Annotated in this window: 6 protein-coding genes and 1 pseudogene; 5 read left to right on the top strand and 2 right to left on the bottom strand. The window is 68.9% G+C overall.

The window, feature by feature from the left end; translation table 11 throughout:
- Positions 1-14 precede the first annotated feature (14 nt).
- Positions 15-1,283 carry a tetratricopeptide repeat protein gene (locus J2852_RS27220; protein ID WP_246500019.1) on the bottom strand — a complete coding sequence of 423 codons (1,269 nt, stop codon included), beginning with the start codon at positions 1,281-1,283 and terminating at the stop codon, positions 15-17.
- 410 nt (positions 1,284-1,693) lie between these two features.
- On the opposite strand from J2852_RS27220, the gene J2852_RS27215 reads away from it, so the two are divergent.
- From J2852_RS27215 to J2852_RS27205, 3 genes and pseudogenes are all read left to right on the top strand, one after another.
- Positions 1,694-15,367: an Ig-like domain-containing protein gene (locus J2852_RS27215; RefSeq protein ID WP_209881759.1), complete on the top strand. Its 13,674-nt coding sequence runs from the start codon at positions 1,694-1,696 to the stop codon at positions 15,365-15,367.
- A gap of 85 nt (positions 15,368-15,452) precedes the next feature.
- A pseudogene (locus tag J2852_RS27210) lies at positions 15,453-16,365 on the top strand (IS5 family transposase).
- 237 nt (positions 16,366-16,602) lie between these two features.
- Complete coding sequence (locus J2852_RS27205; protein ID WP_343206831.1) at positions 16,603-17,985, top strand: sigma-54-dependent transcriptional regulator; 1,383 nt, start codon at positions 16,603-16,605, stop codon at positions 17,983-17,985.
- A gap of 9 nt (positions 17,986-17,994) precedes the next feature.
- Here J2852_RS27205 and J2852_RS27200 read toward each other — a convergent pair whose 3' ends face one another.
- On the bottom strand, positions 17,995-20,952 hold the full coding sequence (locus tag J2852_RS27200; protein ID WP_209881754.1) for a hybrid sensor histidine kinase/response regulator: 2,958 nt from the start codon (positions 20,950-20,952) through the stop codon (positions 17,995-17,997).
- A 621-nt stretch (positions 20,953-21,573) separates the two neighbouring features.
- On the opposite strand from J2852_RS27200, the gene J2852_RS27195 reads away from it, so the two are divergent.
- Both J2852_RS27195 and J2852_RS27190 read left to right on the top strand, forming a co-directional pair.
- The gene (locus J2852_RS27195) at positions 21,574-23,055 is read left to right on the top strand and encodes a hypothetical protein (RefSeq protein WP_209881752.1); all 1,482 of its coding nucleotides are present in this window, start codon (positions 21,574-21,576) and stop codon (positions 23,053-23,055) included.
- 103 nt (positions 23,056-23,158) lie between these two features.
- Complete coding sequence (locus tag J2852_RS27190) at positions 23,159-24,439, top strand: tetratricopeptide repeat protein (protein WP_209881750.1); 1,281 nt, start codon at positions 23,159-23,161, stop codon at positions 24,437-24,439.
- Positions 24,440-24,476: the final 37 nt, after the last annotated feature.

Raw genomic sequence — 24,476 nt, 5'->3', positions numbered from 1 at the left:
GACAGGAAACCCGCTCAACGCCCGGTCCGCCGCCGCACCTCGTCGCGCAGGGCCTCGGCCGCCGCGTCGAACACCGGCCGCCAGTCCAGATCCATCCCTTGCCGGAACAGGCGCATCGACGGGTACCAGGGGGTCCACGCCCCCGCAAAGCCGTAGATCCAGTAGGGCACGTACTGGAGGAGGTTCCACACCGGCTTGCCGAGCGCGCCCGCCAGATGGGCGACGGAACTGTCCGTCATGATGACGAGGTCGAGCTGCTCCACCATCGCGGCGGTGTCGGCGAAGTCCTCCAGCTCCGGTCCGAGCGGCACGATCAGGCGCTGGGCTGGTCCCAGTTCCGCCAACTCGGCTTCCGGCGGTCCCTTCTGAAGGCTGTAGAGCCGGACGCCCGAAATTTCCGCGAAGCGGAGGAAAGGCGCCAAGCTGGTCGCACGCCGGGCGTTGTCGGCGAAGGTCACCCGACCCGACCAGACGATGCCGACCCGCAGCGTTCCCGGCTCCCGCACGCCGAGAATCTTCGTCGCCTTGCGCCGGGCCTCCTCCGGCACCCTCAGCCGGACCGGCGGCGGGATGCTGGCCAGCGTGGTTCCAAGCAGGCCCGGCAGATCCATCTGCGAGGCTTCGACATCGCCATCCACCGGCCCGCCCCAGTTCCGGTACTCGTCGATTTCCGGGCCGGACAGCAGGCGCCTGAACTCCTCGTGCCCCTCGTACAGGACGCGCCCGCCAAGCGCCTTCACAAGGGGCAGGTAGCGCGCCATCAGGAGGGCGTCGCCGAGGCCCTGCTCGGCGGTCAGGAACACCGACCGCCCGTCCAGCGCCTTGCCGTCCCAGGCGGGCCGCGTGGCGCGCCGCCCGTTGTAGGAGGGCAGCGAGCGGCGTCCCGCGTAATCGTCAAAACCATGGACGTAATCGCCGATCTGCAACCGGACGAGGGCGCGTTCCCAGCGCAGGGCCGGATCGGCGGCCGGCCCCCCCGCCCGCTCGATCATCGCCAGGGCCTCGGCGAAGCGGCCGGCCTGGCGCAGGCTGACGACGGCGTTGAACATCGCTGTCCGGTTGTATGGTTCCCGGCGCAGCGCCTCTTCCTGCGCCGCCACGGCTTCCATCAGGCGGCCAGCCCCGGTCAAGGCGTTTCCAAGATTGGTCCAGATGCTGGCGTTTTCCGGGGCATACTCCAACGCGCGGTTGTGGCAGACGATCGCCTCGTTCAACTTGCCGGACCGGCGCAGCAGGACCCCCAGAGTGCTCCAGGCGCCTGCATCATACGGGTTTGCGAGCAAGGCCGTCTCCAGTGACGCCAACAATTTGGCATCTTGGGCATCGGCATCCTCACTTCCGATTGTGTTGCCGGTTTTCCCAAGCATCGTGTCGGGCCTCTTTTTCCATCATGAGTAATGGCGTGTAGACGCCATCTCTACTCTAACTAAAATAACCCGAAGAAAAATGAGATTATGTTGGCTCCGCCCGTTTTATTTTTTCTCTATTGATTAACGAACGGTTAATGAGCTGTTGTGGATGGGGAATGCTGTGTTTTGACCTTGGACTATTTTCAGAATATCCCCCTATAGTGCCTGTGGTGCTGCCCCGTTCGATCGGGGCTGAGCTTTTTTGCCTGTTGTTCTAGTCGGCCCGAGCATAAGGCACGTGGATCGGGCCTACAAATTCAAAGCTTTCGCTCGGAAGCTCACACGTGGGGGTTGTCGTGGGTGCTGGACAAACGCTGACGCTGTCTGCCGGTTCGGATTACATCTTCGCCAAGGGCGAAGCCTGGACCGGGATCATCGGAAACGGCACGCGCGGCATTACGCTCCAGCCGTCGGGCAACACGCTCTACGTCTCGCGGCTCGACCACATCACCGGGGGCGTCAACCCTATCGGTTCGGCGGTGAAGGATGTCGTCACGCTGCTGCCCTACAACGGCGGCAACACCATCAGCGTCCGGCTGCTGGAAACGATGTACGGCGGCAGCGGCCGGGATGTGGTCCTCGTCGCGTCCACCGGCTCCACCATGGCGGTGGAGAACATCGAAACGATCATCGGCGCCGCCACCGGCACCAACCTGATCACGCTGACCAGCGCGGCCGGCAACACGATGTCGGTCGGCTATCTGAAGTCCATCATCGGCAGTGCCGGCAACGACATCATCACCTTCGGAGCGGCCGGCGAGGTCGGCACCACCGCCACGATCACCATGGTGGAGAAGGTGATCGGGACCTCCGGCACCCAGGACGTCATCGGGACGGTCGCCGGCGGCGCCAACACCGTCACGCTCCAGGGCATCGAGGTCTTCCTCGGCAACGCATCCAGGGCCGGGGACGTCCTCACGCTCGGCGGCGGCGGCACGATCGGCGTCTCCTTCGTCGAGACGGTGATCGGCAGCAGCGGTCGCGACGTCGTGACGTACGGCTACAAGATGGGCACGATCGATATGAAGACCGGCGGCGGCACGGTCGCCGTCTCGTCGGTCGAACTGCTCGTCGGCGGCACCAGCTCCAAGAACGCCGGCATCCTGATCGACGTCGGCAACACGATGACCGTTGCCAGCCTGAACACCCTGATTGGCGGCAGCGGCAACGACGTCATCACCATGACGAACCGGGGGGACGGCACGCCGATCGTCGGCACCCTGCCCATCGCCTGGAACAGCGACGGCAACACCATGCAGGTGTCGCTGCTGGAAACCATCATCGGGTCGTCCGGCGAGGACGCGGTGGTGTCCTTGAACAACGCGGGCTCCACCATGCGGGTCCAGGGGATCGAGACCCTGGTCGGCCGAATGGGCGTCGAGACGATGATCCTCGGCGACATCGGCAACACGGTGGCGATCGAGGCTCTGGAAACGCTGGTCGGCAGCACCGGCAAGGACGTCGTCAGCCTCACCGCCGCCGCCTCGGCGCGCGGCGTGACCGTGGCGGTGTCGGCGGTCGAGACGCTGATCGGCGGCGCCGGCACGGATGTGTTCGTCTTCGACCAGCCGTCCGGCACGGTGTTCGTCTCCGGCGTGGAGACCGTCTATTTCGGCGGCCAGTCCCTCGACCTCGGCGGCGAGGACCGGCTCGTGGCCTTCCCGATCGCGGCCGCTCCCCCGTCCACCCCGGTCCTCAGCGCCGATTCGGACACCGGCGTTCTGGGCGACTCCCGGACCCGGACGACGCTGCCGACCCTGACCGGAACGGCCGCCGCCGGCAGCGTGGTCAACCTGTACGGCAACGGCACGGCGCTGGGCAGCGGCACCGCGAACGGGGCCGGGCAATGGTCCATCACCGCCAACACCGCGCTCAGCGACGGCGTGTGGACGCTGACGGCCAAGTCCGTCAGCTCGGGGATGGAAAGCGCGGCCTCCGACGCCCTGCTGGTGACCATCGACACGGCGGCCCCGTCCGCCCCGTCGCTGGCGCTCGCCCCGGCGAGCGACACCGGCGCCTCCTCCACCGACGGCATCACCAGGATCACGGCGCCGACCGCGGCCGGCACGGCCGAGGCCGGCAGCGTGGTCAGCCTCTACGACGGCGCGTCGCTGCTGGGCTCCACGACGGCCGACAGCGCCGGGGCGTGGTCGCTCACCGCGCCGCCGCTGGCGGTGGGCGCGCACACGCTGACCGCCCGCGCGGTTGACGCGGCCGGCAACACCAGCGCGGCCTCGTCCTCCCTGGCCGTCACGGTGGACACAAGCTCGCCCGCCCCGACCGGCCTCGCCCTCGCGGCGGGGAGCGACACCGGCACGCCGGGCGACCGGCTGACGTCCATCAACACCCCGGCGATCTCGGGCAGCGCCGAAGCCAATGCGGTCGTCAGCCTTTACAACGGCGGCGCGCTCGTCGGCAGCGCCACCGCGAGCCCGAGCGGTGTCTGGCAGGCGACGCTGGGCGCGCTGGCGGAAGGCGCACACACGCTGACGGCGCAGGCGGTCGATCCGGCCGGCAACGCCAGCGGCCTGTCTGCCGCCCTGACGATCACCATCGACACCACGCCGCCGTCCGCCCCGTCCGCCCCCTCGCTGACGGCGTCGTCGGACAGCGGCGCCTCCAGTTCCGACCGGCTCACCAACGTCACCGCCCCGACCTTCACCGGCACCGCGGAGGCGAGCAGCGTCATCGACCTGCTGGTCGGCGGCAACGTCGTCGGGACGGCGACCGCCGATCTGTCGGGCGCCTGGACCATCACCTCCAGCGCCCGGCCGGAGGGCGCCCACAATTTCTCCACCCGGGCGCGCGACGCGGCCGGCAACACGCGCGACGGCTCCGGCAGCCTGCTGGTCACCATCGACACCACCGCGCCGGCCGCGCCCGGCTCCGTCAGGCTGACGGCGGCGACCGACAGCGGGCGCAGCACGACCGATGCCGTGACCAACGTCACGGCGCCCGTCGTGACCGGCACGGCCGCGCTCGGCAGCGTCGTCGCTCTGTACGATGGAGCGTCCCTGCTGGGCTCGGCCACGGTCAACGCGCAGGGCAACTGGGAGTTCGCGACCAGCGGCCTTTCCGTCGGTGCGCACACCCTGAGCGCCCGCGCGATCGACGCGGCGGGCAACACCGGGTTAGCGTCCTCGGGCCTCGTCGTCACGGTCGACACCGCCGCGACGGCCCCGACCGGCTTGGCGCTGACGGGCGCGTCGGACACGGGCGTCGCGGGCGACCGCATCACCAAGGACACGGCGCCGGCCGTCGCGGGCACGGCCGAGGGATCGAGCGTGGTCACCCTGTACGAGGGAACCACCATCCTCGGGCAGGCGACGGCGGCAGCCGACGGCCAGTGGACCATCACCCCCTCGGGGCTCGGCGGCGGGAACCACACCCTCATCGCGCGCTCGGTCGATCTGGCCGGCAACAGCTCGACCGACAGCGAGGCGCTCGCCATCACCATCGACGTGGTGGCGCCGGACGCGCCGGTCGCGGTCGCGCTGGATCCCGCCTCGGACACCGGCACGGCCGGCGACGGCCGCACGCGGCTGCACACGCCGACCATCACCGGCACGGCCGAGGCCGGCAGCACGGTGGCGCTCTACGACGGCGCCACGCTCCTCGGCACCGCCCTGGCCGATGCCGGCACCGGGGCCTGGTCGATCGTCACCTCGTCCCTCGCCGCCGGCGCGCACACGCTCACCGCGCGGGCGACCGACGTTGCCGGCAACACGGGCGCCGCCTCCGCCGCCCTGACCGTCACCATCGACACCCAGTCCGACCAGCCGACCGGCCTCGCCCTGACCACGGCGTCCGACAGCGGCCGCTCCAGCACGGACCGCCTGACCAACGTCACGACCCCGACCGTCACCGGCACCGCCGAGGCCGGCGCCACGGTCACGCTCTACAGCGGCGTCACCGCCGTGGGCAGCGCGGTCGCCAACAACGGCGGCCTGTGGTCCATCACCAGCACGAATCTGAATCCCGGCCTCCAGACGCTGAGCGCCCGCGCCGTGGACGTGGCGGGGAACACGAGCGTGGCCTCCGCCGGGCTGGCCGTCACCATCGACACCAGCGCCCCGGTAATCGGCGTGCTGGTGAGCGACGGCGATTCCGTCGCGCCGACCATCACCGGCAGCGCGGAAGCCGGCAGCGTGGTCTCGCTCTACGACAGCCCCGCCGCGACGAATCTGCTCGGCACCGCCACGGCGGACGGCACCGGCGCCTGGTCGATCGCCACGCCGGAGTTCGCGGGCGGGACCTACACGCTGATTGCGCGCGCGATGGACGCTGCCGGCAACAGCAGCTCGGATTCGGAGCTTGAGGTCACGCTGGCAGGCCGCGTCGGCATTCCGGGCGGGCTGGTGCTCGCCTCCGATTCGGGCGTGGCCGCCGACCGCATCACCAACGTCACCGCGCCGACCTTCACCGGCACCGCCCAGGCGGGCGGCACGATCACCCTGTCCAGCGAGCTGAACGTCGTCATCGGCACGGCGGTCGCCGACGGCGGCGGCCTGTGGACCATCGTCTCGGGATCCGCGCTGTCGGAGGGGACCCACACCCTGAAGGCATCCGGCCAGCACGGCGGTACGGCGCTGGGCATCTCGTCGGGCCTGACGATCACCATCGACATCACGGCCCCGGACGCTCCCGGAACATTGGCGTTGCAGGCGGGCTCCGACAGCGGCCTTTCCGGCACCGACCGGATCACCAACGCCGCGAATCCCATCGTGACCGGCACCGCCGAGGCCGGCAGCGTCGTGTCGCTGTACGACACGGACGGCTCCACCGTCGTCGGGGTGGCGACCAGCGACGCCGACGGCCTGTGGGCGGTCACCAGCACGCTGTCCGCCGGCCTGCACGACCTCACGGCCAAGGCCGTCGACGTGGCCGGCAACACCGGCGCCGCCTCGGCCAAGCTGACGGTGACCATCGACCGCACGGGCGACGCTCCGGCCATCCTGACGCTGGTGTCCGACAGCGGCACACCCGGCGACGGGATCACCAGCGTGCTGGCCCCGACCCTCGCCGGCACGGCGGAGGCCGGCGGCACCGTGTCGCTCTACAAGGCCGGCAGCCTGCTCGGAACCGGCACCGCCGACAACGCGGGCGCCTGGACGATCACCACCTCCGCCCTGGGCAACGGCTCGCACGACCTGACGGCGCGCCTGGTGGACGTCGCCGGCAACACCAGCGCGCTGTCGGACAGTTTCGCCGTCACCATCGACGCGGTCGCCCCCGATGCTCCCGGCGCGCTCGCCCTGTCCGCCGACAGCGGCACCCCGAACGACGGGATCACCAACGTCGCGGCGCAGACGATCAGCGGCACCGCCGAGGCGGGCAGCACCGTGGTCCTCCACGACGGCACGACCGCCCTCGGCACCGCGACCGCGACGGGCGGCGTCTGGGCCATCTCCGCCGGCACGCTGGGGGCGGGTTCCCACACCCTGACCGCGCACGCCATCGACGCGGCCGGCAACACCGGCGCCGCCTCGGCCGGGCTGGTCGTCACCATCGACACCGGCACGCCGGACCCGAGCGGCCTCGCGCTGACCACGGAGTCCGATACCGGCCTGTCGTCCGGCGACAACCGGACCAAGGCCACCACCCTGTCGATCACCGGTTCGGCCGAGGCGAACAGCACGGTCACCCTGTACGACAACGGATCGGCGACGCCGCTGGGCACCGCCGTGGCCGACGGCACTGGCGCGTGGTCCTTCACCGCGTCCGGCTTCACCGAGGGCGCGCATACGCTGACCGCCACGGCGGTGGACGCCGCCGGCAACAGCTCGTCCGGCGCCGGAACGCTGACGGTGACGGTCGATCTGTCCGTCGCCGATCCTTCGGCCCCGGCGCTGGCGCTGGCCTCCGACACCGGCGTGACCGGCGACAACCGGACGCGGCTGCTGTCGCCCACCATCACCGGCACGGTCGAGGCCGGCGCGCAGGTGTCGCTCTACGACGCCGGCAGCTTCGTCGGCATGACCACGGCGGACGGCGCCGGCCTCTGGCAGATCACGGCACCGCTCGCCGCCGGCGAACACACGCTGACCACGCGCCTGGTGGATCTCGCCGGGAACAGCTCGAACGCCTCGGCCGCCCTCGTCATCACCATCGACGCCTCCGCGCCGGACGCGCCGACCGGGCTTGCCCTCGATCCGGCCTCCGACAGCGGCACGGTGGGCGACCGCCTGACGAAGGTGCACACGCCGACCCTGACCGGAACGGCGGAAGCGGGCAGCACCGTCCTTCTCTACACCGGCTCGGAGTACGTCGGCAGCGCCACGGCCGACAGCGGCACCGGCGCCTGGACGATCACGACCGGCAGCATCGCCGACGGAATCCGCACCCTGACGGCCCGGTCGGTCGACGCGGCCGGCAACACCAGCGGCGCCTCCGCCGCGCTGATCGTCACCATCGACACCGCCGTCGCGCCACCGAGCGGCGTGGCGCTCACGACGGCGACGGACAGCGGACGCCTGTCCTACGACGCGATCACCAGGATCGCGGCGCCGACGGTCGCCGGCACCGCCGAGGCCGGCGCGGTCGTGTCCCTGTACGAGGGCGCGACGCTCATGGGCTCGGGCACGGCGAGCGACGCCGGGCTGTGGTTCGTCGCGATGCCGACGCTCTCCGCTGGCGCGCACGCGCTGGACGCGGTCGTGGTGGACGGCGCCGGAAACACCACCACCGCCTCCAACGTCCTTACCGTCACAATCGATCTGTCGGCGTCGGCCCCGACCGGCCTCACGCTCGCCTCGGACAGCGGCGTGGACGGCTCGGACCGGCTGACCAACGTCGTCACGCCCCTCGTCTCCGGCACGGCGGAAGGCTACGCCGCCGTGCAGCTTTACGACGGAACGAAGCTCGTCGGCACGACGACCGCCGACGGCAGCGGCAGCTGGTCGCTGTCCAGCAGCACCCTGATCAACGGCCAGCACACGCTGAGCGCGGTCGCCATCGACCTCGCGGGGAACACGTCGGCATCCTCGGCCGGGCTCGTCGTCACGATCGACACCGTGAACGACGCGCCGACCGGGCTCGCCCTGTCGGCGGCGACCGACACGGGCGTCTCCGCGACAGACGGGCTGACCCGCCTTGCCACGCCCAAGGTGGTCGGCACGGCCGAGGCGCTCAGCGTCGTCACCCTCTACAAGGGCGGATCGGCGCTGGGATCTGCGACCGCCAACGGGCTCGGCGTCTTCACCGTCACCAGCAACGCGCTCGCGGCGGGCAGCCACACGCTGACGGTGCGCAGCGTCGACCGGGCCGGCAACAGCTCGGCCGCGTCGAACGACCTCGTGGTGACCGTCGATCTCTCCACCGTCCAGCCGACCCTGGCGATGGCGCAGGCCTCGGACACCGGCGCCTCCAACAGCGACCGCATCACCTCCGCGACCCAGCCCCTGATGAGCGGCACGGCGGAAGCGGGAAGCACCGTCATCCTTTACGCCGGCGCCCTCGCGGTGGGCACGGCCGAGGCGTCCACGCTGGGCGCCTGGTCGATCCTTCCGGCCACGCTGGCGGCCGGCACCCACAGCATGACCGCCGTCGCGGTCGATGCGGCGGGCAACACCTCGACGACATCGGCCACCTTGATGGTGACGATCGACACCGCGGCCGCCACGCCATCGCTGACCCTGTCCACGGCCACGAACAGCGGCCTGACCAGCGACGCCGTCACCAACGATTCCACCCCCGATCTGACCGGCACGATGGAGCCGGGCGGGGTGGTCAACCTGTACGAGGGAGCCACGCTGCTCGGCTCCGCCACGGCCGATCCTTCGGGCGCCTGGACCGTCACCAGTTCCCAGCTTTCCAACGGCAACCACACGCTGACCGCGCGTGGCGTGGACCTCGCCGGCAACACGAGCGGGGCCTCCGCCGCCCTCGTCGTCACCATCGACACCATCGCGCCGAACGCGGCGACGGGGATGGCGCTCGCGGCGGGTTCGGACACCGGACTCAGCACGACCGACCGCATCACCCGCCTCGCCACGCCCAGCCTGACGGGAACGGCCGAGGCCAACAGCACGATCACCCTCTACGACGGCGCCACGGCGGTCGGCACGGCGGTCGCGAACGGGAGCGGCGTCTGGACGGTCGCCCCCGGCAGCGCCCTGACGAGCGGCCAGCACAACTTCAGCGTCACCGTCGCCGACGCCGCCGGCAACGTCAGCGCGGCGAACACGCCGCTCAGCGTCACGATCGACACGGTGGCGCCGACCCTTTCGGCGCTCTCGCTCACCGCCGCGACGGACACCGGATCGTCCAGCACCGACGGCATCACCCGCAACGCCGCCCCGACCGTCACCGGCACGGTGGAGGCGAACAGCGCCGTGACCGTCTATGACGGCGCCACCGCGCTTGGAACGGTCACCGCGAACGGGGTGGGACTCTGGTCGTTCGGTCTGCCCACGCTGACCGCCACCACCCACACCCTGTCCGCCGTCGCGGTGGATCCGGCGGGCAACACCTCCACCGCCTCGGCGAACTTCCTCGTCACCATCGACACGGCGGCGGCCGTTCCGACCGGACTCGCGCTGGCGGTGGACAGCGGCATCTCCTCCACCGACCGCCTGATCAACACCGGAACGCCCACCCTGGTGGGCAGCGTCGGCACGGCGGAGGCGAACGGCCTCGTCCAGCTCTACGACGGCGCCAGCCTCGTCGGCACCGGCACCGCCGGCGCCGACGGCCTCTTCACGGTCACCAGCAGCGGCCTCAGCGCCGGCACTCACAGCCTCACGGCCTGGCTTGTCGATGTCGCCGGCAACACCAGCAACGCGTCCGCCGCGCTCGGCATCACGGTGGACATCACCGCACCGGACGCGCCCGGCACGCTGGCGCTGACCGGCGCGTCCGACAGCGGCGCGCGGCCGAACGACCGCGTCACCTCGGTGACCACCCCGACCGTCACGGGCACGGCGGAGGCGGGCAGCACGGTCGTGCTCTACGACGGCGCCACGGCGCTCGGCACCGCGACCGCCACGGGCGGATTCTGGACGATCACCGCCGGCTCGGCGCTCGCCGGTTCGGACAGCGGGACGGCGCACTCGCTGTTCGCCGTCGCCATCGACGCGGCCGGCAACACCGGTGCCGCCTCCTCGGCCCTGGTGGTGACGATCGACACCGGCGCCGTGCCGCCGGGCAGTCTGGCGCTGGCGGCGGCGTCCGACAGCGGCATCCTGGGCGATCTGCGGACGTCCAGCCAGACCCCGACCATCAACGGCCTGGCGGAAGCAGGCAGCACCGTCACCCTGTTCGAGGGATCGACCAACCTCGGCAGCACCACGGCGGACGGCGCCGGCTTCTGGGCCATCACCAGCAACCAGACCCTGGCCGGCGGAACCGGCACGCCGCACACACTGTTCGCGACCATCGTGGATCTGGCCGGGAACACCAGCAACGCCTCCGCGTCGCTCACCGTCGTCGTCGACACCGTTCCCGACAGCGTCACCGTCGCGCTCGACAGCGCTTCGGACACCGGGGTTCAGGGCGACCGCATCACCGGCAACACGAGCCCGGTCCTGACCGGCATGGCGGGAGCCAACCGTCCGGTCATCGTCTCGCTGGGCGGTAGCCCGCAGGCGACGGTGACGGCCAACGGTTCCGGAATCTGGCTCTACACCGCCGGACCGCTCAGCGGGGGAGCGCACAACATCAGCGTCTCCTCCGACGACGGCAGCGGCAACATCGGCACGGACGGCGTGACGGTCACCATCGACGTCACCGGCGACACGCCGAGCGCGCCGGTGCTCGCCGCCGGGTCCGACAGCGGGCGCAACGCCACCGACAACCGGACCAACATCGTCACCCCGACGATCCAGGGTTCGGCGGAGGCGGGCGGCGCCGTCACCCTCTACGACAATGGCGGCGCGATCGGCACCGTCACGGCGAGCGGGCTGGGCACCTGGGTCTTCACCACCCCGAGCCTGGGGGCGGGGGAGCACACGCTGACCGCCAGCGTGGTGGACGTCACCGGCAACGCCAGCGGCCAGTCGCCCGGTCTCGTGGTCACCATCGACACGGTCGCGGCGGAGCCGACCGGTCTTGCGCTGGCGGCGGCGTCGAACAGCGGCAGCTTTCTCGACAGCATCACCCGCTTCACCGCGCCGGCCGTCACCGGCACGGCCGAGGCCGGCAACGTCGTCATGCTGTACGACGGCGCGACGCTGGTCGGCACCGGCACAGCCAACGGCGCCGGCAGCTGGTCGATCCAGTCCGGCGGCCTTGCCGAGGGCACCCGCGCCCTGACGGCGCGGACGATCGACGTGGCGGGGAACACCAGCATCGCCTCGGCGGCGCTGACCATCACCATCGACAGCACGGCGCCGGGATCGCCGACGCTCGCCCTGGCGGCGGCCTCGGACAGCGGCACCTTCTCCGACGACCGGCTGACCAACGTCACCGCGCCGACCATCACGGGGGCGGCCGACGCTGGCAGCACCGTGACCCTCTATGACGGCGCCACCAGCCTCGGCACGGCGACCGCCGATGGGGCCGGGCTGTGGACGATCACGACCTCCGCCGCGCTGTCGGCGGGCCTGCACAGCCTGACGGCGCTCGCCGTCGATGTGGCCGGCAACACGGGCGCGGCCTCCGCCGCCCTGACCGTCACGATCGACACCACCGCGACCACGCCGTCCGCCCTCGATCTGGTGACCGCATCGGACAGCGGTGTCTCCAGCACGGACGGGATCACCAAAATCAACTCGCCCAGTATCCAGGGGCTGGCCGAGGCGAACAGCGTGGTGACGCTGCGCGACGGCACGGCCGTGGTCGGTACCGCCACGGCCGATGGATCGGGTTCCTGGTCCTTCACCGCGTCTGGCTGGAGCGACGGCACCCACACGCTCACCGCAACCGGGGTGGACGTCGCCGGCAACAGCAGCCCGGCCTCCGCCGCGCTGATCGTCACCATCGACACCGGCATCGCGGCGCCGAGCGGACTGGCCTTCGCCGCCGGCTCCGACATTGGGCGGTCGACCAGCGACGGGATCACCAAGGCCACCACGCCGACGGTGACCGGCAACGCCGAGGCCAACAGCGTCGTCTCGCTGTACGACGGTTCCAACCTCGTCGGTCAGGCGACGGCGAGCGGACTCGGGGCCTGGACCATCACCACGAGCGTCCTCGGCGAGGCCACCCATACGCTGACCGCACGCGCTGTGGACGCGGCCGGCAACACCAGCCTCGCTTCGGCCGGTTTGACGCTGACCGTCGACACCACGATGGCGACGCCCTCGCTGTTCATGGCGGTGGCGTCCGACACCGGGCTCGACGACAGCGACCTCGTGACCAGGAAGGTCACCCCGACCTTCCATGGTACGGCGGAGGCGCTGAGCAGCGTCACGCTCTACGACGGCGCGACCGTGAAGGGGGTCACGACGGCGGACGCGTCCGGCAACTGGACGATCACCTCCGCCACCCTGAGCGAGGGCACGCGGCAGATCTCGATCGAGGCGGTGGATGTCGCCGGCAACACCGCGACCACCAGCATGATCTCAATGGCGACGGTCGATGGCAGCGGCAACAGGACGGTCGCCGCGTCGGGCCTGGCCGTGACCATCGACACGATCGCCCCCACCCAGCCGGGCACCCTGACGCTCGATCCCGACAGCGACAGTGGCGTTGCCGGCAACGGGATGACCAACGTGTCCTCGCCCACCGTCACCGGCACGGCGGAGGCGAACGCCCGCGTCCGCCTTTACGACGGGGCGACGCTGGTCGGCGAGACCGACGCCGACGAGAACGGGGTGTGGTCGGGTGGGGTCGCCAGCCTCGCCACCGGCCTGCACACCCTCACCGCCGTGGCGGTTGATCAGGCGGGCAACAGCTCCACCGCGAGCGGCGGACTGATCCTGACCATCATGGCGGCGCCCACGGCGCCGACGATGGCGCTGGCTCCCCTGTCGGACAGCGGGATCCCGGGGGATAACCGGACCAACATCCGCACGCCGACCCTGACCGGAACCACGCTGGCCTCCGGGCTGGTGACGCTGTACGCCGGGCCCCACCTGCATGGAACGACGACCGCCGACGGCAGCGGCGCCTGGTCCTTCACCACCGGCACCCTGTCGGGGACGAGCCAGACGCTGACGGCGATGGTGCGGGACGCGGACGGGGCGGATTCGCCCGCCTCGGCGCCCTTCATCCTGACGCTCGACACGGTGGCGCCCACGCTGGTCGGCCAGACCCCGTCGCAGAACGCGGTGGGCGTGGCGCTCACCCCCGGCCTGTCCTTGACCTTCAGCGAAGCGGTCGCCCGGGGAACCGGCACGATTCTCGTGAAGGCTGCGGGAACTGGCGATACGGTCGCTTCGGTCTCGGCGACCGATACCACCCTGGTGCAGATCAGCGGCAGCACCGTCACGATCAATCCGGGGGTGTCGCTGGGGTACGGCACGGGCTATTACCTGGAGGTCCCCCAGGGCGCCTTCACCGACCTCGCGGGCAATGCCTATGGTGGCATCGGCGTGGTCGGCGGCGTGCCCGCCTTCGCCTTCACGACGGTCGCGGAACCCGCCAGCCCGCCGCCCCCCTCGGCGCCCGTGTCGACGGAGATCGATGGCGTGGCCGTCGAGCAACGGCAGACGTTCAACAACGATGGCACGGTGTCGCGCACCATCACCATCCCGGTGGTGACGGCATCCCGCGTCGAATCGGTCGGCAACAACGGCGTCGCCGATATTCCCCTGATCACGACCACGGCGGGACAAGCCCTGCTATCGGCGCAGATCCCGGTCGGGGTCGGCTTGCAGGTGTCCGGCCAGACCGCGCCGAAGGTGGCCGGCAACTCGCTCAACGATCTGATCACCGAGATCCGTGCCCGGACCGAGGCGGGCTCGGCGGATCAGACGAACCTGACCGGAGGCGGCTCCACCTTCCTCTCGGCGTTGCCGACCGCCACGCCGCTGCTCGTTCAGACCGTCGTGCCGACGATGTCTCCGGAGGCCATGGCTTCGGGGCAACGGCTGGTGATCGGCGCTACCCCGACGACGGAGGCCAATCCAGTCATGACCGCGTTGGTCATCGACACCCGCGGCCTGCCCCAGGGCGTGGAAATCGAGTTGGAGAACGTCGATTTCGCCGCCGTCATCGGCCCAGCCCGTGTCATTGGCGGTGCCGGCTCGCAGCATGTGTTCGGCGACGGCGCCAGCCAGTACATCGTGCTGGGCGCGGACGACGACACGCTGCACGGCGGCGGTGGCGACGACTTCGTCGGCTCCAAGACCGGCAACGACGTGCTGTACGGCGACGAGGGCAACGACACCGTCCAGGGCGGCGAGGACCACGACACCCTGTTCGGCGGCAGCGACAACGACCTGCTGCTCGGCAACACCGGCGCCGATGCGCTGTTCGGCAACACCGGCGCCGACACCCTGTACGGGGGCCGGGACAACGATACCCTGTATGGCGGGCGCGAGAACGACGCGCTGTTCGGAGACGACGGCAGCGACGTCGTGAACGGGGATTTGGGCGACGATGCCCTGACAGGCGGTGCCGACAACGACACACTGTCGGGTGGCAATGGTGCCGATCTCGTCTTCGGCAACACGGGCAGCGACCTTCTGTTCGGCAACATAGGAGCCGATACACTGTACGGCGGGATGGGCAGCGACACGCTGTACAGCGGGCGCGACGACGATCTTCTGTTCGGTGACTTGGGCGACGACCTGCTGTTCGGCGATCTGGGCAACGACACCTTGACCGGCGGTGGCGGGGCGGACGTGTTCGTCTTCGGGCAGCGCTTCGCCGAGGGGCTCGGTGACGGGCACGACGTGATCACCGACTTCAACGCCGCCGAGGGCGACCGCATCCAGCTGAGGGGCGGGCTGACCTACACACTGACCGCCAACGGCGCCGGAGACGCGGTGATCGTCTTCTCCAACAACGATGATGTCACCCTGACCGGGGTTCGCCGACATCAAGTGCAAACTGACTGGTTCATAACCGGGTAAACCCTTATTCACTCAAGGGCAGCGTGTTGCACGGATGGGCGTGCCGGCGTAGGCAAAGGCCCCGTCCTCGCCTTGGTCCCGTCCCTTGCCGCACAAAGCGAACGCCGCCCGTCGTCATCATATTCCCCGACCCAAGCGGCGGGTGAGAACTTGGAGCGAATACGATGCCACGCCGGCGCAACGCCCCGGACCACGCCGGGCGGGCAGCCCGCCTACTCCGACCTCGCTATCACGACGGCGCTGATGCTGCGCGCGGTGTTTCATCTGGCGTTGCGCCAGACCGAAGGCTTGATCGGTTCCATTCTCCATCTGCTCGGGCTTGACTTGCGGGTGCCCGATCACACCACCATCGCCCGGCGTGCCCGAACCGTTCCACGGCCCGCTCAGCCACGCTCATCCACCGGTCCCGTTCACCTGCTGGTGGACAGCACCGGGCTGAAGCTGTGCGGGCCGGGGGAATGGCTGATCGAGAAACACGGCACCAAGAAACGGCGATCCTGGAAGAAGCTGCACATCGGGGTGGACGCGGCGAGCGGCCGGATCGTCGCCACCACGCTGACCGACCGCGCGGTGGATGATGCCGCCCAGGTCGGCCCGTTGCTCGATCAGATCGGCGAACCGGTGGCCTCCGTCATGGGGGCGGCGCTTATGACCGGACCGCGGTCTACGCGGCCGTGCACGAACTCCATCCCGAGGCCACGGTGGTGGCACCGCCTCGCGCCGACGCCGTGCCCGGCGCCACGGCCGACACCGCCCCCACCCAGCGCGACCGTCACATCCAGACGATCGCTGAGGCGGGGCGAATGGCGTGGCAGTGCGGCAGTGGGTACAACACACGGGCCCGGGTGGAGGGGCAGATCGGCCGCTGGAAGCAGGTCATCGGACCGGCCCTGCGCTTTCATACCGATGCCGCCCAGGCCATTGAGGTCACCATTGCCTCCGAGGTGCTCAACCGCATGCTCGACCTGGGACGCCCAGAGTCCGTCCGCGTTGCCTGAGCAAGGGAAGGGGAAAGGGGCCTTTTCAAACTGCGCCACCTCCGTGCAACACGCTGGCGTGAAGGCCAGGGAGGAAGGCACCATTCATGCGCCATGCTGCATTTCCCCAGAGATGGGTATGGCATTTTGAAACCATGCTGCCGCGGCCCATATGTTGCGGCAGTGCGCTACGATGTGCCGCGGAGCGGCTTGGTCTACGTACTCGGATCGTGAAAAGGGATCTCTATGTCGCCCCCCTTGGTCCTCATCGTCGAAGACGCACAGCCGCTGGCGGTTATCTATGCCAAGCAGCTGGAGCGGGGACAGTTCGCATCGCTTCATGCCGACACCCTCGCGCGAGCTCGGGTGCTGCTGCCGGACGCTGAGCTGGCGGCGGTGCTGCTCGATTTGGAGCTGCCGGATGGCAGGGGCATCGATCTGCTGCAGGAGCTGCGAGACGCGGGCAACAACGTTCCCGTCGTCGTGGTGACTGCGCATGGATCGGTGGAAGCCGCGGTAGAGGCCATGCGGGCCGGCGCCGACGACTTTTTAACTAAGCCAATCGAAGCGGAGCGGCTGCTCACCACCTTGCGCCATGTTCTGGAACGCAAACAGCTGCTCAGCATCGTCGACACGCTACGCGCCGACTTGGCGACGGGCCGGTTCGAAGGCTTTATCGGCTCGGACCTCTCAATGCAAGCGGTCTACCGGGTCATTGAGCAGGCGGCCCGAAGCTCGGCCACCGTGTTCATCACCGGCGAGAGTGGGACGGGGAAGGAGGTCACTGCAGAGGCCATCCACCGCCGCTCTGAGCGCCGCAACCGTCCGTTCGTTGCCGTTAACTGCGGCGCAATCCCAAAGGAGCTCATGGAAAGCGAGCTGTTTGGGCATGTCCGCGGCGCCTTCACGGGAGCAACCACGGACCGCGCCGGTCTGGTCGTCCAAGCGGACGGCGGCACTCTCTTCCTGGACGAGATCGGCGACATGGAACTTGCCCTACAGGTCAAGCTCTTGCGCTTTCTACAGACTGGTGTCGTCCAGCCCGTTGGCAGTGATCGGACCCGGTCGGTGAATGTGCGGATCGTCTGCGCCACCAACCGCGATCCGCTCGCCGAAGTGCAGGCGGGACGCTTCCGCGAGGATCTCTACTACCGGCTCTATGTCCTCCCCATTGAGCTGCCGCCGCTGCGCAAGCGGGGGCGGGATGTGGTGCTCATCGCAAATCACTTCCTTGCGGAGTATGGGGTTCTGGAAGGGCGCCGCTTTCATGGCTTCACACCAGAAGTGGAAGCGCTGCTGCGAGGCTTCCGCTGGCCGGGTAATATCCGCCAACTCCAGAACATGGTCCGCTCCATTGTCGTGATGCACGATGCCGAGTTGGTGACGCCCGACATGCTTCCCGCATGGCTGCGCACTGAATCGGCCGCCCCAGCCCCATCTGCTGCGCGGCCTCCTCCATTCGGCGCCGAGCTGGTGACGCGTGAGGTGATCCGTCCACTGGCCGAGGTCGAGCGCGATACGATTGAGCGCGCGGTGGCGCTGTGCGGAGGCAATCTAACAGAAGCGGCAAACCGCCTGGGGATCAACGTTTCCACCATTCATCGCAAGCGTCAGCACTGGCGCTCCGAAGAAGCGGGGTAAGTCCGAGCCTCAGAGCCGGGTATCCGGCGAGGTCTCGGATGCCCACTGCCGGACACGCGGAAGTGCGCTCCGAAGGGCGGCCGCAAGCCTTTCCAGGTCACTCGGCCCCACGGGCGTGCCCGCCTTAGCGCGCAGTTCGATGTCTTGAGCACGGCTGGCAAGCTCGGGCAAGCCGAAAGTCATCGTGATGCTCTTGAGCGCATGGGCCTCCATGGCGAGTGAGCGAGACTCCTCGGCGTCCAGCTCTTTGCGCATCCGCTCCAGGCGCTTCGGCGCATCGGCGACGAAGGCCGCAACGGCTTCCATCAGCCCCTCGCGCCCGAGGTCGCGCAGCAACGTGGTGAGCGCCCCCTCGTCGAGCGCCACGTCCTCGCCCACCTCCGGTTCCTCATCCTGAAGGTAAGGAGCGATTGCCGTGGCCAATCGCTCCGCGGTGAGGGGCTTGGCGATGAAACCATTCATCCCGGCGTTCAGGCACGCTTCACGATCGTGCGCAAACGCGTTGGCGGTCAGCGCCAGGATGGGAATGTCTCGGGCATGGCCCGGCAGGGTCCGTATGGCTCGTGTCGCGTCCAGGCCATCCATGCCCGGCATCATCATGTCCATCAGGACCAGATCGTAGGGCCGCGCCAGCACCGCCTCCACCGCCTCGACACCGTTGCCGGCGACGTCCACACGGTATCCCATGCGCTCGAGCATGGTCAGTGCGACAACCTGGTTGGTGTGATTGTCCTCCGCCAGGAGGATGCGGAGCCGGCGCCGGGCTTCAGGCGTGGAGATTGGCCGTTCCGGTGGAGCGTTCCCGCTGGCCCCGGCATCGCGCTCGCCCATGCTCCCGGGCAACAGGCAGCGGCCGAGCGCGTCCGGCATGAGGGGCTTTCTCAGGACGTCATCGGCGCCAGCAGGAGCCGTTTGTCCGGGATCCGGGTTCTGGACCGATGAGACGGCCTGGACGAGCCGCGTCCGCGCGAGCATCGGCTCGCCGCGCGCCACGTTCACAAAGCCGGTGCCGTCCGTGCCGGAGCCACGGGGATCGAACAGCACCGCATCGAACGGCACGCCGCCGGCCGCCGCGCGGCGCAGCACCGATAGACCATCGCCGGTGTTCTCAACCTCCTGCACCGTGGCGCCAAGCGCACGCAGAAGACGAGTGGATAGGTCGCGGGCAAAGGCGCTGCGGTCGATGACGAGCACCCGCAGCCCGGACAGGACCGGGGGGCGTCCGGGGACGTCCTCACCCGAGGCGGTGCTCTTCAGCCGCACCGTGAACCGGAAGGTGCTGCCTCGGCCGGGAACGCTGTTGACGGAAATTTCGCCCCCCATGCGCTCGACCAGCCGCCGGCAGATGGCGAGGCCGAGCCCCGTGCCGCCGTGCCGACGCGCCGTCGAACTGTCCCCCTGAACGAAGGCCGTGAACAGACGCGGCAGGACGTCGGGCGCGATCCCCTCCCCGGTATCGCGGACCAGGAGTTCCAAGGTCTCTCCATCGATGCGCCGGACCTCGACGGCGACACCGCCCTGCTCGGTGAACTTGATGCCGTTCTCGACGAGGTTGAAGAGAACCTGACGCAGCCGGCCAGGATCCCCGACAAGGCATCGAGGAACATCTGGGGCGATCACATAGCCAATGTCGATGCCCTTGCCGTGCGCCCGCGGGGACAGCACCTCCAGAGCGGTCTGAACGCATTCGTCGAGGTCGAAAGAGACCTCTTCGAAGTCGAGCTGGCCGGCATCCAGCTTGGACATGTCCAGGATATCGTTGACGATCAGCAGCAGGTGATCCGCCGATCCGCGCAGAGTCGTGGCGAAGCGGCGCTGCTCCGGGTTCAACGCGGTGTCCAGCAGCAGCCCGGCCATCCCGATGATCCCGTTGAGTGGCGTGCGGATCTCATGGCTCATGGTGGCGAGAAAGTCGGCCTTGGCCCGGCCGCTCTCGCGCAGAGCGTCCTCCATCTGCTCATGCCGCGCCATCTGCGCCGCCAGGTTCAGCATCAAGGCCGCCAGCGCCAGGATGGCGGCTCCAGCGATGCCGATGATTCCGAGCGTCTGATCCCACCACGTGTCGAGCATCGCCCCATAGGACTGTGAGGCCATCACCCAGATGGGAACATCGCGGACCTTCTGAGCACCGACCAGGCGGGTGGTTCCGTCCTGGTCGTCGAACCAGAAGGACACCGCCGAAGGTCCCAACCGGTCCCAGCGTGCGCTGGTCGTGCTGCCGTACAGGGGCTCCAGGCGCGGGTGGCGCGCCAACACTTCCTGCGTCTCGTCATGCACGAGCCAGATGGCGCCGTCTTTACCCAGCGAAATGCGCCCGAACGCCTCCTCGAAGCGCTGCACCCGCAGCGCGGCCGTCAGAGCGCCCACAAAGCGGCCGTCGGCATCGCGCAGGCGCCGGGCGTACACGAAAATCCAATCCTCGTCGATGAGGCTGCGGATCGCACCGCTGACCACCGCCTCGCGCGAGGGGTTCTCGATCAGCCTCTGGAAGAAGGACCGCTCGTGCGCGTCGAGCTGGGGTGTCGGATACATCTCCGAGGAGTTCCGCACCATTCCGGTGCTGTCCAGCAGCCAGACGCGGTCCACGACCGGAATGCCGGCCTTGCGCTCGCGCATGATGCCATGCAGGGCTTCCGAACGAAGCCAGTCTTGCTGATCGCCTGCCGATCCCTCGGCGTTGTCGACGACCTGCTTGGCGATCCCCTTGAACACCGCATCGACCGCCTCGATGGTGCGGGACAGTTCTTCCGCGATCAGCAGGGCGACATTGCCGGTCGCGCGCCGCGCGGCTTCGGTCTCATCGGCGTATCGCTGCAACGAGGCCAGTCCGGCTCCGATCAACACCAGCGCGATCACCAGCACACCGCCGCCGACGATGCGGCGCCCGGCGCTGGTGGCCATCACCAGGGTGAAAAACGAGGAAGATATCGGGGCACTTCTCATTGCCGCGCTCATGGTGACCAGCATTGGGCTGTGAGGCCCTAAGCTTTCAGGGAAGAGTCCGATCGTCAACGCTAGGGCATGGACGGGCGGATTCGCAGTCCTGATGCATTCCCGGTGCCGGACGACAGACACGCACCCGATGCTGGCCGAGCAAACCGCTTGCGGGCCAGCGCTTGGCGGGTGGACTTGAAAACAGCCCGGGCAAGGCCGTGCCTTTTTGCGCTGGTCGGGCCGGACCGTTGCGAACTGCAATGGCCGAATGCAAGGGCGCTCCCTCTCCGCTCGGCGCCCATCCCCCCATTTTCCCTGCCCCATGACTTGGCACGGCCTTTGCTTTTATCCCCGGCAACTGGGCGCCCCTCGCCTTATGACAAGCTGGCAGAAGAATAGCTCGCCGGCGGAGGACACCCCGATAGGTGTAGAAATGTTGAGGCTCCGCCGGCCTAAGAGGCCGCCGCCCTGAGCGTGAGTAACGTGTCGTGGTCGACTTCCTGTGATCTCACGCAGCACATCTCCACACCACATCGCACGCCGATGTTTGTCAGCCTACAGGAGGCTAATGTGGATAGGTCTATATTCTGGAAAAGAGGAGACTGGGCCGGGTATTTTGGGCTTCTGTCCAATAACCTGACCAATCTCCTCACGATGATCGGGCTTCTGGTGTTCGTCGTCGGCCTGCCGAAGGACATGGTCTACGGGCGCATCGCACCAGCCTTCGGTCTCGCCGTGTTCGCGGCCAGCGTCTGGTACACCATCTTCGCGCTGCGGGTGGTGAAGGCCACCGGGCGGAAGGATGTCACAGCGCTGCCGTCCGGCCCGAGCGCCCCGTCGATCTTCACCGTGACGTTCCTCGTCATCCTGCCGGTCTTCCTGCAGACCAAGAATGCCGAGTTCGCCCTGCAGATCGCGCTCGTCTGGTGCTTCGTCGAGGCCATGATCCTGGTCGCCGGGTCGTTCCTGGGCGACGTCATCCGCCGGAACATCCCGCGCACCGTGCTGCTGTCGTGTCTTGCCGGTTTGGGCATGCTGCTGCTCGCCATGAACCCGATGCTGCAGTCGTTCGAGACGCCGACGGTCGCGTTCGTGGTGATGATCCTCATCTTCATCAACTGGTTCGGCAAGTCGCCGATCTTCAAGAAGATCCCGACCGGCTTCCTGCTGCTCGCCGTCGGCACGGCTCTGGCGTGGGCGTTCGGGCTGCAAAGCCCCGAGGCCATCAAGGCGTCGATGACCTCCTTCGGCTTCACCCCGCCGTCGCTCCACATCGGCAGCTTCATCGAGGGCCTGCCGCACGCCGTGCCGTACCTCGCCTCGGCGGTGCCGCTGGGCTTGGCCAACTACGTCTTCGACCTGGAGAACATCGAGAGTGCGCACGCCGCCGGCGATCCGTACCCGACGCGCTCGGTCATGCTGGCTAACGGCCTGTCGTCCACGCTCGGCATGCTGTTCGGCAACCCGTTCCCGGTGACCGTCTACGTCGGCCATGCCGGTTGGAAGTCGATCGGCGCGGGCATCGGCTACACCCTGGCGACTGGCACGTCGATGCTGCTGGTCACGCTGTTCGGCCTCGGTGCGTTCCTCCTCGCCGTCATTCCGATGGTCGCCGTCGCCCCGATCCTGATCTACATCGGCATCGTCACCGCCAACCAAGTGGTGCGCGAGACCCCGAAGAACGAAGTGCCCGTTATCTTCGTCTGCTTCTTCCCGTGGATCGCCAACTGGGCGCTGACGCTGACCAACAACGTGCTGTCGGCCGCCGGCACCAGCGCCAAGGTCGTCGGCGCCGACGTGCTGGCCAAGAAGGGCGTCTACTACGTCGGCCTGACGAACCTCGGCAACGGGGCGCCGCTGGGCAGCATGATCTGGGGCTGCATCGCGATCTTCGCCATCCTCGACAAGCCGATCCGGGGCGCCGTTGCGGCGGTCGTGGGTGCGGTGCTGGTGCTGTTCGGTGTCATCCATTCGCCGAGCGTCGGCTTTGCTCAGCCGGCCGCCATGCCGCTTGTCTACGCCTACCTGATGATCGCCGGCGTCTTCCTGCTGAAGCACTACCTCAACCAGCGCAGCGAAATTGCTGAGGCGCTGCCCGTCGTCGCCGCGCCGCGACAGCTCCAGGAGAGCGACTGAGCACCGTCAATTCTCACTCACAGAGCGGGCTCGCAGGCAACACGCGGACGAGCCCGCTCCCTCTCATCGACATGCCGCGGACCCGTTTGAAGGACGATCACCAATGAACGTTCCGTCCACCACCCCGACGCTGATCGCCGCCGCCGCCGAGGGCGATTTCGCAACCATTGAGCGCCTGCTGCGCGAAGGCGCGGACCTCACCCAGAAGGACACCGGCGGGCGCACCGCCCTGATGGTAGCGACGCAGAGGAACGACGTCGCCTTGGCCAAGCGCCTGATCGAGGCCGGCAGCGACGTCAACGCCCGCGACGTTACCCTACTGACTCCCTACCTCTGCGCCGGCGCCAACGGCTTCCATGACATTCTGAAGCTGACCATCGCCGGTGGTGCGGATTTGAAGAGCGTGAACCGTTTCGGCGGGACGGCTCTGCTGCCCTCCAGCGAGAAAGGCTACCTGCGCACGGTCCAGCTCTGCCTAAAGGCCGGCATCGCCGTGAACCACGCCAACGATCTGGGCTGGTCAGCGCTCCTGGAGGCGGTAATCCTCGGCGATGGCGGGCGCCTCTACGGCGACATCGTCGAAGCGCTGATCGATGCGGGCGCCGACCCCAATTTGCCCGACCGCGACGGCAAGTCCTCGCTGCAACACGCGCACGAGTTGAACCAGCGGCGGGTGCTCGCGATCCTCTGCAAGGAGGCGCCCACGCCCTCCGCGGCCGAGAACGCGATCCGCGAGGCGAAGAGCCTCGCCCGGACGGAGCGCTACGAGGACGCCCTGCGCGCCATCGACGGGGCACTCGTCCAGGACGGCACAAACCTCGACCTCCTCTACTACAGAGGCTATTTCCTGTCCGAACTGAAGCGCTACGACGAGGCCATCTCCGTCTACAAGGCGGTGCTGCGGCTGGCGCCGGACGCCATTGAATTCTACTTCTACACGGCGAACTGCTACCGATTGTTGAAACAGCCGGAACTGGCGCTGCGCGAATACGACACGGCGATTGAGCAAAAGCCGGACCTGCCGTTCCATCGCTATCACAAGTCCAACTACCTGCGCGAACTCGGACGCCACGAAGAGGCGGTTGCCGAAATGGATCGGCTGCTGGCGCAAGATGCGCGCCGGTACGATTTCTGGTTCCACAAGGCGAACAGCTTGAGGTCGCTCGGCCGGCATGAGGATGCCGTGGCTGCGATGGAGAACGCCATCGCCGCCGACCCGACGAACCCGCTCTACCACCGCCACAAGGCCCAATCGCTGGTGCTGCTGGGCCGCCAAACCGACGCGCTGCGCGTCCTCGACCACGCGCACGGCTTTGCGCCGGAGAACGCCAACCTTCAGCGCGAGCGGGCTGAACTGCGCGCCGCCCTGGACAAGGTTGCCTGATCCCGGGGAACCGGCCGAGAGCGAAGGAGCGGGCAGA

It is taken from the genome of Azospirillum soli, assembly GCF_017876165.1.
GTDB classification, from domain to species: Bacteria; Pseudomonadota; Alphaproteobacteria; order Azospirillales; family Azospirillaceae; genus Azospirillum; species Azospirillum soli.
Note: the sequence above shows the minus strand (reverse complement) of the source record. Positions and strands in the feature narration are given on the sequence as shown.